3 protein-coding genes are annotated in these 12,723 nt (G+C 37.1%); 1 reads left to right on the top strand and 2 read right to left on the bottom strand.

Going from position 1 to position 12,723, the window contains the following annotated elements; all coding sequences use genetic code 11:
- Positions 1–157: 157 nt before the first annotated feature.
- Entirely contained in the window at positions 158–1,180 is a 1,023-nt protein-coding gene (locus KBW87_RS02470) for a hypothetical protein (protein ID WP_057809823.1), read from the bottom strand.
- Between the two features lie 128 nt (positions 1,181–1,308).
- On the opposite strand from KBW87_RS02470, the gene KBW87_RS02465 reads away from it, so the two are divergent.
- Entirely contained in the window at positions 1,309–1,635 is a 327-nt protein-coding gene (locus tag KBW87_RS02465; protein WP_057809821.1) for a heavy metal-binding domain-containing protein, read from the top strand.
- 132 nt (positions 1,636–1,767) lie between these two features.
- Here KBW87_RS02465 and KBW87_RS02460 read toward each other — a convergent pair whose 3' ends face one another.
- Positions 1,768–12,684, bottom strand: coding sequence for a mucin-binding protein (locus tag KBW87_RS02460; protein ID WP_057809819.1), 10,917 nt, complete (start codon positions 12,682–12,684; stop codon positions 1,768–1,770).
- Positions 12,685–12,723: the final 39 nt, after the last annotated feature.

Genomic DNA, 12,723 nt, shown 5'->3' with positions numbered 1-12,723 from the left:
AGACCAAGTAGTAGCACTACAGCATTATGTAGTCCTACTATCCAAATATAGAATGTCCTTGTTTTCTTCCCTTCATAATCACATGACCCCTTCCTAATTAACTTATCGTCTAAAACAAAAATAGGATTAAGCAATTTCGTTGCTTAATCCTTATTTCTTATTTTGTAGCTACCTTTTTAGCCGTCTCCTTTGATTTCTTAACCTTTTTCTTTGAAGTCTTCTTAGTTACCTTCTTCTTGCTAGTCTTTTTACTAGTTTTCTTAGTAGACTTCTTGGTGGTCTTCTTTTTAGCAGCTTGGGCTTGCTTTTGAGCATCAGCCTTAGCTTGATCAATTATATTTTGAACATTTTTTTGGTAAGCTTCATAGTCAGTGTTGAATTGAGCCATTGTTGAAACTTGTGCATTCTTATCTTCTAAGTCAACATAGTCAGTTGGAATAAACAAGACTTGGTTCTTGTCACCATTTGGAACAAGAATCATATAAGTTTTAATAGTTTGTTTCTTTGAAGGATCTTGTTTGTCGGTGGCTTGCAAATCTTCAGTAGCGTAAATAGTTACTTCCTTACCCTTGTTCCAAGTTACAGGATTACCATTGGCATCCTTATATTGAGCAATTGTAGAAGTCCCGTTATTATTTTGAATAGTTACAATTTGATCAGTATCCTTATTAATAGTACCCTTCCAAACCTTAGTGTACTTAGGGATATTTACTGTAACTTGTTGGTTTTGTGGCTTTTGAGCTGTAGCCTTTTTACCATAATTAGGAATCTTCTTACGATTCTTAATACTCAAGTCTTTAGATGAAACATAAACACTGTGCGTCTTACCAGTCTTAGAAGTAAGGGTACCTAAGAAGTAGTACTTAGCACCTGAATTTACAGTTAAAGAGAAGAAAACACTCGTCTTTGAGCCCTTCTTAAACTTAAGATTCTTGTTCTTGTACTTCACAATCTTTTGGTAAGTTTGACCGTTACTCTTAACTTCTACGGCTTGATAGTAAGTTTTAGGCTTTCTCTTAAAAGTAACCAGATATCTTTTAAGTGGAGCTACCTTTTTGGCACTAGTCTTTTTCTTGGTAGCAGCTTGGGCAACTGCATTATTATTTGGCAAAACTGTGCTCCCTGTTCCCACTAATAAAGTTGCTGCAGCTAAAACTGCAAATAATTTATTTTTCTTCATCGATTTTCCCTCTCTTATTCTACTGCTACTATCATACTATGATTATCGTATCTTGTCATGAAACTTATCATAATGATTGCAGGAAGTAATATTTTTCTGTAAAATACGATCAAAAAGGAATGATCAAGATGACAGACATAATTGTAACTACAACTGAAAATATCCCTGGTAAAAAGTACGAAATTATCAGTGAGGTTTTTGGCGTAACCACTCAATCTCGCAACATGATTTCTGATATTGGTGCAGGACTCAAGAGCATTGTCGGTGGCGAAATCAAGGCATATACTAAGATGCTTCACACCTCACGTAATGAGGCAATCGAGCGTTTGCGTGATGCCGCTAGCGAAAAAGGCGCCGACGCCGTAGTCATGATGCGTTTTGACTCAGGTTCTATTGCCAACGATATGCAATCTATTGTTGCTTACGGAACCGCCGTTAAATTTATTAAAGATTAACAAAAATCCGTTAGAACTTTTCGTTCTAGCGGATTTTTTAGAATAAGTCTATGGATCAATAAAGCACATAATTTCAAATACAAAAAGCCCTATTCATTGCGAATAGAGCTTTTATTGTATCAAATTTTAAGATTAATCACGCTTGCGCTTTCTGTCGCCTGCAAGACCAAGTAAACCTGCTCCTGCAATCAAACCTAAGCCAATCAATGCGGATTCATCTTTTTCACCAGTTTGTGGCAATTTACCGTTTCGACTATTTCCATTAGTTTCATTTGCGTTCTTAACCCCAGCTAAACCGGCGCTCCGAACTGCTGAATTTGAAGAATTAGCTAACTCATTTTCGCCATGTGGTGCAATAGTAACAATTCTGCCTTTGCCATTGCTTGCCTTGTAGTAGTTTAAAACTTCTCCATGAGGGCCAACAGCTACAACATAACCATGACTTGCAAGCCAACGAGCATTGTTGGCATGAGCAACAGTCATACCAGAATTTCCAGTAGTGGCGTGACTATTTGATGAAGTATGTAACTTATGACGCTTTGGTGTGATTTCATGGCTGTCATCAGTATCGTTATCATCATAATCATCGCCATTATCACCAGAATTATCATCTATGTTAGATGAGTTATTACCGTTATTTGGCTTGTTTTCATTAGTAGAATTGTTGGTATTACTACTTTGATTATTGTTTGAATTATTAGCATTACCGTTATTGTTTTGATCGTTATTGGTATTGCTATTATTTGAGTTATTGCTGTTATTTCCTGAATTATTATTGTCAGGATTTACTGGATTTGGATTATCTGGATTTACAGGGTTAGTGTTGTCACCTGTATTCGTATTATCACCAGTATTACTATTATTGCCGCTATTGGTTCCATTATCACTTGTGCCCTCTACATTAACCAAAATTGTAATTGGTTTCGTAGTTGGTCCAGTAATATCAATATCTTTAGTTGGCAAACTGCTCTCGACAATTTTGGCATTCTTGTATTGAGCATCACTAGTAATATCACCAAATAAGATTTCAATTGCTTGTTTCAATTTATCTACACTCAAAACAGCATGTCCATCAGTCAGCTTTCCTTCAAAGGTGTAAGACTTAATCTCTTTATTATCCTTTTGATTTACAAAGATAATCTGTTGGGTATAAGTACTGCTTTGCTTATCTTGAACAGTAATTGTGACTTTAGTTGTAGTCGTTGATTTATCTGGATAAGTGATCTTGACACCAACATCTTTATAAGTGCCTGCCTTCTTCAAATCTTGAGCAACTTGATCTGGATTACTCCATTCAATAGTTGTACCCTTTGGCAAACTATCCTTATTACTAATGACATCCTCTGGCTTCAAATCACCGTTAACATCAACACTTACAGAACCATTATTTACAACATTTGGAGTGTATTTATTACTATCAGTTTGTTGACCAGTAACTTTGGTGTAAGTGATTGTTAAAGTTTGATTACCGTAATCAGCACTTGGCTCAACTTCATCGACGTTGCCACTTGCCTTATAGCTATCAATCACAGGAACCGAAATTGCATTAAAGACTTTATTTCCTTGAGCCTTCCAGTCACCGTAAGTAATTTGACCGGTAGCAATTGATAAAGTTGCATCCCTACTAAACTCAACTTTTTGAACTATCGTCGTTGTCTTACCATCTGGTGAAACGATATTCACAGTTCTAGTAACCGTCTTATTCAAATCATTTGCCGTCAAACCTGCTGGATAAGTTTGTCCACTTGAATTGATTGGTGTACCGGGAGTTACAGGCTTAGAAGGATCAATTGTAACAGTTTCAGAAACTACCTTCACTGAAATTGGAGTATCAGTATTTTGAATAGTAACTTGACTTGGAACGCTAGCACCATCAGCAAGTTTCCAGTTAATTGGTAAACTTGCCTTAACATCAACTGTTTGACCAATTGTACCAATTACGTATTGGCTACCCACCACTTGACCACTTGGATCAACATAGTTGATAGTTTGTTTTTGTTGGCCACTTGGAATTGGCGTTACTTGAATAGTTAAAGTCTTTTCAGTATTAGCACCAAAAGTAATTTGAGTTGGATAATTTACATTAGCTGCAATTTCATATCCATCTGGAAGTTCAAGTGGAACAGCTACAGTTTGTCCTGTCCGACCACTCAACTTCTGGGTCTTAATCAAATTATTTCCATTTACATAATTAATCTCAACAGTTTGTTCATTGCCGACATAGTTAACAACGATGGTATTAGAAATTGGAACATTTTCGTTGTTACGAGCCACTTGAGTAGCAGGAACATATTGCTTACCATCTTTGGTAATTAATCGAACATCGCTACTTGTTGCAGTATATCCATCCAAACTTACATTTTGTTCTGGATATTCGTTAATAACTTGTTTGTCAGCATTTACGCTGTTAGAAGTCCAATCAGTGTAAGTCACTTTACCAGTGACTTCATCAGTAGTTTGAATTCTATAGAACTCAAGTGTGCTGGTAGCTTCACCAGCTTTTTGATTTGGATAATTCATGACAATCGTTCTAGTTACCTTTTGATAAAGATTACCGTTAGATTGATCATTACGTCCATCAACTGTAACGAGTTTGTGTTCAATATAAACCGTTCTATCCTTGGCATCAGGAGTAATCGTGATGCTAGTTGGAACTGAAGTGTTTGGAACAACTTGCCAGTTCTTTGGTACTTCTAAGTTAACTGGAACTTGTTCACCTGTCTTACCAGAAATAGTTTGAGTAGCAATTACCTTGCTGTGATCATTATTATCAACATAATTGATCTTCACACTTAAGTTTTCGGGAGCGTAAGTAATGGTAATGGTTTGGTTTTCTGGCTCACCATTTGCGTTCAAAGCGGCTTGGCTAGGTATGTAACTTGCACCATCTTTAGTTACTAATTCAAGAGCCTTTCCATCTTTTTGAACATTGACTGTGTAACCAGAAAGTTGAGTAACCTTTTGTTCCTTAAAGTCATAAACTAATTGATCAGCTGTTCCACTATTTGAAGTCCACTTGCTATAAGTAGTTTGACCATCCTTAGTCGTCTTAGTTCTATAGAAAATCAAACTATTAGTTGTAGATTGAGGTTGTTTATTTGGATAAGTTACCGTAATAGTTTGAGTAACTTTACGGTAAAGACTTGGATCATCCTTATGATCAAGACCGTTAATGGTTTGACCAGGATTATCTGGAGTAGTGTCTTTAACAACATTAACCGTAGTTGAAGCATTTTGAGTGCCAAAAGTATAAGTAGTTGGGTATTGTCCGTTTACCTTGTAGCCATTTGGTACATTCAAAGTAATTTGAACTGTTTGACCTGACTTACCAGTGACGTTTTGAGTACCAACATTTTGACCATTATCAACATAGTTAATGGTATAAGTGTAAGTTTGATCTGGATTATCTGGATTGGTACTCTTCTTAGTTACATTAACATTTGTAGAACCATTTTGAGTGCCAAAAGTATAAGTGGTTGGATAACTGGTACCATTTGCAAGTTGATAGCCATTTGGAAGACTCAAAGTGATTTGAACGGTTTGCCCTGACTTACCAGTAACGTTTTGAGTGCCGACATTCTGACCATTATCAAGATAGTTGATGGTGTAAGTGTAGGTTTGGTCTGGATTTGGAGTTTGACCATTATCTTGAACAACTTGGACATTAGTTGAAGCATTTTGGTTGCCAAAGGTGTAGCTGGTTAGAACTTGTGCTCCATTTGCAAGCTTGTAGCCCTTTGGTACGTTCAAGGTGATTTGAACGGCTTGACCTGACTTACCAGTGACGTTTTGCATCCCCACATTTTGACCATTGTTCATGTAGTTAATGGTATAAGTGTAGGTTGATTCTGGATTATCAGGCTTACCCGTATCCTTATTAATGTAAGCAACATTGATAGTTACATTTGTAGGACTACCCTTTACAAGTCCAGAAACATTTTCGATAGAAGCAGTATTGCCGTTGATTACTGGAGTAATTGTTCTACCATCACTAGTTTCAACCTTAAAGGTGTAGCCGTCTAAGTTAGTAAAGCTTACTGGGCTGAAAGTAGTAGCTTTATTAGACATGTTAGATTGCCATTCACCATACTTCCAATTACCAGTTGATGGATCAAAAGTCTTGCTTCTGTAGAAGGCCAAGTTCTGCGTTCTAGTTTGAGTGTCACCATTAGGTCCAGTAATGTTAATCACTTCATTTACGGTTCTGTAAAGATCAGGATTATCTTGGTTTCCTTGTTGGTTACCGCTGATAGTTTGAGGCTCAATTAAAACATTCATGTCACTTGGAGCAACATTACCAAACTTGTAGTCACCTTCCTTTGGTACAGTTTGGCCAGCAACTACTTGCCAGTTCTCTGGAATTGGGGCGTTGATCGTTACAGTTTGATCAGGCTTACCTGAAATGGTGTAGGATTGAACAACTTGATTATTAGCTTGGTTGATATAGTTAATCTTGAAACTCAAAGTTTGCGCAGTGTAGTTGACGTTGTAAACAGTGTTGGCGCTGTTTTCGTTGACTGCTTCAGCTGGAATTTGACCATTAACTAGTTGAACTACTTGCCCGTTACCATTAGTTACTTGAACAGTGTAGCCAGGGATGTTTTGAACTGGACGAGCGATAAAGTCGCCTCCGGCAGTTACCCACTTAGTGTAAGATATTTCACCAGTAACTTCATTAAGATTACCGTTTCTCACGAAGATTCTGTGAGAAATTACTGGATCTGTCTTTTGATTTGGATAGTTGTAGTTAATGGTTTGGGTGATGTCGCGATAGAAGTCGCGGTTGTTGGTTTCTTTACTGCCGTCAATTACCGTGATCTTTGGTGTTACTTGCGCAATGATTGGCTTAGCGTTTTCCACAAAGGTAAATTGACCAGTAGTTTCTTGCTTAGTCAAAGTATAGTATTCAGGAATATTTGGCTTAATACCGTTGCCAGTGTTCATCCAGTCAATATCTTTAGTTGTGCCAATTTTACCAGTTAAAGTTTGAGTTCCAACAGTTTGACCATTATAAACATAATTGATAACTTGCTTAACTTCTTGGTTTGGATCAACAGGGGTTGTGTTATCCTTTTCAACTTGAACATCAGTTGAAGCATTTTGATTACCAAAAGTATAACTGGTTGGAACTTGTGCTCCATTTGTAAGCTTGTAACCATTTGGTACATCCAAAGTAATTTGAACTTGTTGACCTGCTTTACCGGTGATGTTTTGGCTGCCCACATTTTGACCATTATTCATGTAGTTAATGGTATAAGTGTAGGTTTGATCAGGATTATCTGGGTTAACCGGTGTAGTTGAAGTATAAGTTACAACTACAGGATTAGTATCATTTTGACCTTCAGCAGTTACTATCCACGCTGGAATTTCAGAAATATTAGGCTTAAAGCCATTTTGTTCTTTAAGCTGAATTGCGTTAAAGGTATATGTTCCGTTATTGCTCCAATCGCCATAAGTGATCTGACCCGTTACAGCATTCTTATAAGCCAAACGCTTGAAAGTAATTGATTGATCGGTAATTTGATCAGCTTGACCTGGGAACTTGTAGACAATTTGTCGACTGACAGTCTTTTCAGTTTGTTCTTTCAAACTTGGATCATCAGTTACATTAACTTGCTTGGCTTGAACATAAATCAAAGCAGGAGTTGAATCAGTGTTGCCAAAGGTTACTTCAGAAATCACGTTGCTACTTGGAACAATTTCATAGTTTTCAGGGATATTCTTATTAATATCTGCAGTAAGTTGAATGGTTTGACCAGACTTGCCACTAACCGTGAAGCTGCCCACTTGCTTATTATCTTGAGCATTGATGTATTCAATTACCATTGAATGAGTTCCATCTGGATTAGTTGGCTGAGTGCCATCTGCAACATAGTTTGCGACAACAGTAATATTAGAATTACTAATTGGATTACCATCCTTATCGAAGACAGAAACTGCTGGGATTTCTGTTACTTCTTTGCCATCAATTTCAGCTTTGTAACCTGTAATTTGTGGAAGAGCAATGGCTTCAAAACTGGTTACTACTTTACCATTTGAATCTATAGAATTTGATTGCCATGGCGTGTAAGTTTTTTGACCTGTTACTTCATTAGTAGTTTGAGTTCTGTAAACTGTAATAGATTGAGTATTAGTATAACTTGAAGTACTATTTGCAGGTTCTGCATCAAAGGCCATTAATGTTACAGTTGCTGGTTGATTTGCATTTGGATAATTAATCTGAATAGTACGGGTAATTACACGATATAAATCAGGGTTCTTAGTTTCTAAACCGTTAACTGTAGTAATCTTAGGTTCAATTTGAACATCAGTGGAGCTATCTTGATTACCAAAAGTTACACTACTTGGAAGTTGTTGACCACCTACAAGTTGATACTTTTCAGGCACATTCAAAGTAATTTGAACTGTTTGGGCAGTCTTACCAGTTACCTTTTGGCTATCAATAGTTTGACCATTGTTCATGTAGTTAATAGTGTATGTGTAGGTCGCATTTGGATCCACTGGATGATCAGGATTAGTTGAAGTAAAGGTTACAACCACAGGTTTAGTATCATTTTGACCTTCAGCAGTTACTGTCCACGCTGGAATCTCAGAAATATCAGGTTTAAAGCTATTTTGTTCTTTAAGCTGAACTGCATTAAAGGTATAAGTTCCGTTATTACTCCAATCACCATAAGTAATTACACCTGTTACTGCATTCTTATAAGCTAAACGCTTAAAGGTAACGGATTGATCAGTAGTTTGATCTGCTTGACCTGGGAACTTATAGATAATTTGACGACTAATAGTCTTCTGAGTTTGATTCTTCAAAGTTGGGTCATCGGTTACATTCTCTACTTTTGGTTGAACATAAATTAAGGCTGGGGCCAAGTTAGAATTACCAAAAGTGATCGTAGTTGGAACTGAAGAACCGGAAACAATTTCGTAATTTGCAGGAATATTCTTCTTAATGTCTTCAGTTACATTAATGGTTTGACCAGCTTTCCCAGAAATTGTGTAGCTACCAACTTGAGCGTTGTTGTCTGCCGCATTCAAATATTGAACTGGCATGGTGTAAGTTGCATCAGGATTATTAGGGTTAACGGGGTTAGTACTGTCATTCTTTACAACTTGAACTGTAGTTGAAGCATTTTGATTTCCGAAGGTATAGCTAGCTGGATATTGCGCGCCGTTGGCAAGTTTATAGCCATTTGGAACATTCAAAGTGATTTGAACTTGTTGACCAGCCTTACCCGTTACTTCTTGAGTACCAACATTTTCACTACCATTCATATAGTTGATGGTGTAAGTGTAGTCAGCTTGAGGATTATCGGGTTTACCCGTGTCCTTATTTACATAAGTAACATTGATAGTCACGTTAGCAGGTGTACCATTTACCAATCCAGAAACATTTTCGATAGAAGCAGTGTTACCGTTGATTACTGGGGTGATAGTTCTATCATCGTTGGTTTCTACCTTAAAGGTGTAACCATCAAGATTAGTGAAACTTACTGGGCTGAAAGTTGTTGCCTTGTTTGACATGTTAGATTGCCATTCACTATAGTTCCACTTATTAGTTGATGGATCAAAAGTTTGACTTCTGTAAAATGCTAAACTTTGATCTCTAGATTGAGTTTCACCATTTGGACCAGTAATATTTACAGTTTCGGTGACTTTTTGATAAAGATCAGGATTATTTTGTTGACCTTCTTGATTCCCACTGATTGTTTGTGGCTGGATCAACACATTCATATCGCTTGGAGCTTGGTTACCAAACTTGTAAGAACCAGCTGGAATCTTTTGCCCAGAAACGACTTGCCAGTTTTCAGGAATTGGAGCGTCGATTTGAACAGTTTCATCAGGTTTACCAGAAATTGTATAAGATTGAACAACTTGGTTATTAGCTTGGTTGACGTAGTTAATCTTGAAGCTCAAAGTTTGCGCGGTGTAGTCAATGTTGTAGGTGGTATCAGGACTATCAGCATTAACAGTTTGAGCTGGAATTTGGCCGTTAACAAGTTGAACCACTTGCCCATCACCGTTAGTTACTTGAACAGTGTAGCCAGGAATGTTTTGAACTGGACGAGCGATGAAGTCACCACCAGAAGTTACCCAGTCAGTGTAAGTTACTTCACCAGTTACATCGTTACGACTACCATTTCTCACGAAGATTCTATGAGAAACTACTGGATCTGTCTTTTGATTTGGATAGTTGTAGTTAATAGTTTGGGTGATATCTCGATAGAAATTGCGGTTGTTAGTTTCTTTACTGCCGTCAATTATAGTAGTTTTAGGTTCTACTTGCGCAATGATTGGATCCGCATTTTCATGGAAGGTAAATTGACCATAAAGCTTTTGAGCTACCAACGTATAGTGCTCAGGAATTTTGGGTTCGACACCCTTACCAGTATTCTTCCAATCAATATCTTCAGTTGTGCCCATCTTACCAGTTAAAGTTTGGCTGCCAACAGTTTGATCATTATAAACATAATTAATGACTTGTTTTACTTCTTGGTTTGGATCAACCGGAGTGGGATTGTCCTTGTCAACTTGAACAGTGGTTGAAGCATTTTGGTTGCCGAAAGTGTAGCTAGTTGGATATTGCGTACCATTTATAAGCTTGTAGCCATTTGGAACATTCAAAGTAATTTGAACTTGTTGACCAGCTTTACCAGTGATGTTTTGACTGCCGACAGTTTGACCACTATTAGCATAATTGATCGTATAAGTGTAAGTTTGATCAGGATTAGTACTGCTCTCTTTTTCTACTAAAACTGTACTTGCGGCAGGATCATTTGAACCAAAGCTGATCGTTCCTCCTGGGAGAGTTTGAGTAACATTAGCTAACTTGTAGCCATTTGGATATTGTAAAGTATAGGAAACCTTTTCACCAGTCTTACCCTCAACTGTTTGACTACCAACAGTTTGCTTAGTGGTATCATCAATATAATTAATTACATATTTATGACTGTTAGCAGTATAAGTAACTAAAACATCTTGGCTCTTAGTGTCTGGAGTCACATTAACTTGAGGCAACTCAACCTTGCCATTTTCATTAGTCAAGGCAACTGCGGCATTATTGCTATCACGATCAATTGCAGTTGGCGTGTAGCCTGCTTGGGTTAAATTGTAGGCAGCCCAAACTTGATCAAAAGGCTTGTTGGTTTCAGAATTAGTTGCTACCTTCCATTCCCCATAAGTAATTGTGCCAGTAACATCATCTTTAGTACCATTTCTATAGTAAGTCACACCTTGAGTTCCCATATTTTGTGCAGCTTGACCTGGCATTTGAATGGTAATCTTACGAGTAACTTGACGAATTTGATTTTGGGGATTCTTATTTGGATCAACTGGGGTTTGTTGAGGTTGAACTTGAACATTGACTGGATCTGGATTTTCATTCCCAAAAGTAATTGTACTTATGACTTTAGTATTTGGAACAATTTCATAATTAGTTGGAACATTATCTTCAATTTGTTTAGTGACATCATTTACAGTTTCACCGGCATTACCAGAAATTGAATAAGTTCCTACGTTAGTTGTACCATTCACATAATTAACAACTTGCGTGAATTTCACATTTTGATCAGCAGTATAAGAAACAGTCACATTAGTATTAATTGGCTTGCCTGTTGAATCAGTTTCCGCATTAGCTGCAGCTAAGTAGTATTTGCCATCTTTATTGATGATTGAACCTTTATCAGTCGTAGGGATGTAACCAGTGTAGCTGACATCAATTTCAGAATATTGGCTGATTGGATTGTTATTATTATCAACAGTATTTGATTTCCAATTGGTGTAAGTAGTTTGACCAGTTACTGGATCGGTAACTTGATTACGGGTAAAGGAAAGAGTTTGAGTTGCAGTTCCAATCCTCTTGTCTTGAATCTTCTTTGTGATAGTTCTAGTAACTTGAACCTGTTCAGGAGTAGTTGTCGTCGCATGTTCAACGTAAATATTAGCACTGGCATTAGGTCTAATAGTGATTGAAGTTGGATAAGTCATATTTGGAACAATTTTCCAATTCTTTGGAACATCAATCTTAGTTAAGCCGTTTGCACCATCAAGACTTAAAGCAACTTCATCACCGGTTTTACCAGTAATTTCTTGTGAGCTTACAATTGTCTTCTTATCGTCATTTGCGATGAAATTTAACTTAGCAATTTCTTGTAAAGCATCAAAGTCAACAGTATATTGACTATCCTTTAAATTACCATCGGCATCCTTTTCAACGTCGGTTTCAGGGATATAAAACTTTCCTTCATCTTCTTCAATTTTTAAATTTGAACTAGTTGGCTTATAACCTGGGAAAGTTTGAATTTCTTGCTTAGCAAACTTGCCGTCTGGGTGATTTTGATCGGCAGTCCACTCACTAGTAATAGTCCATTTTTTAGTAACCGTATCTTGTTGAGCACTTCTAGTGTAATTAATAGTATCGGTTTGAGTTGTTGTATTAGTCTTATTACCGTTTTTACCAGTGTAAGAGCCACCCTTTGGTGCATTCAAAATGACAGTTCTGGTAACTGACTTAGAAAGATCAGGTTGAGTGTCATATTCTTTTTGATCACTATTACTTTGAGTAGCATTTTCTGCATTTTGCTTCAAAGTCTGATCAGCTATCTTTTGATCCTTAACAGCTTGTTCACTCATCCCTTGAGAACCAGCACCTCTTACATCAAAGGTTTGGGTGGAACTATTTTGTTCAGTTTGTGTATTAGTTTCAGCTTCAGTTGGAGTTTGTGCACTATCATTTTCACCTTGTGCATTATTTGCAACTTTATTCCCCTCACTATTTTGGGAGTTGCTTTTATATACAGAAACGACAACTGTAGCATTTTTATCTGAAGTATTAACGCCGTCAGTTGACTCGCTCCTTACCGTCGCTTCATGATTTTTATCGTTTGAAGCTGGGTTGGTGTCAGCCTTTACAACTTGAGAATTAGCCATTCCCATAAAGCTAATCCCAATCAATACTGACGCCGCTCCAGCCGAAAATTTTCTAATAGAATATCTTTCACGTTTTTCTTCTATATTCTGAATTAGTTCTTTATTTTTAGATCTTGGTATCATTTTATCAGCCTCATTAAAAAGTGTACATTTTCCTTTGTG

Origin of the sequence: Lactobacillus intestinalis (genome assembly GCF_024397795.1) — a bacterium.
GTDB classification, from domain to species: domain Bacteria; phylum Bacillota; class Bacilli; order Lactobacillales; family Lactobacillaceae; genus Lactobacillus; species Lactobacillus intestinalis.
The sequence above is the reverse complement of the archived record's forward strand: the minus strand, read 5'-3'. Positions and strand labels throughout refer to the sequence as shown.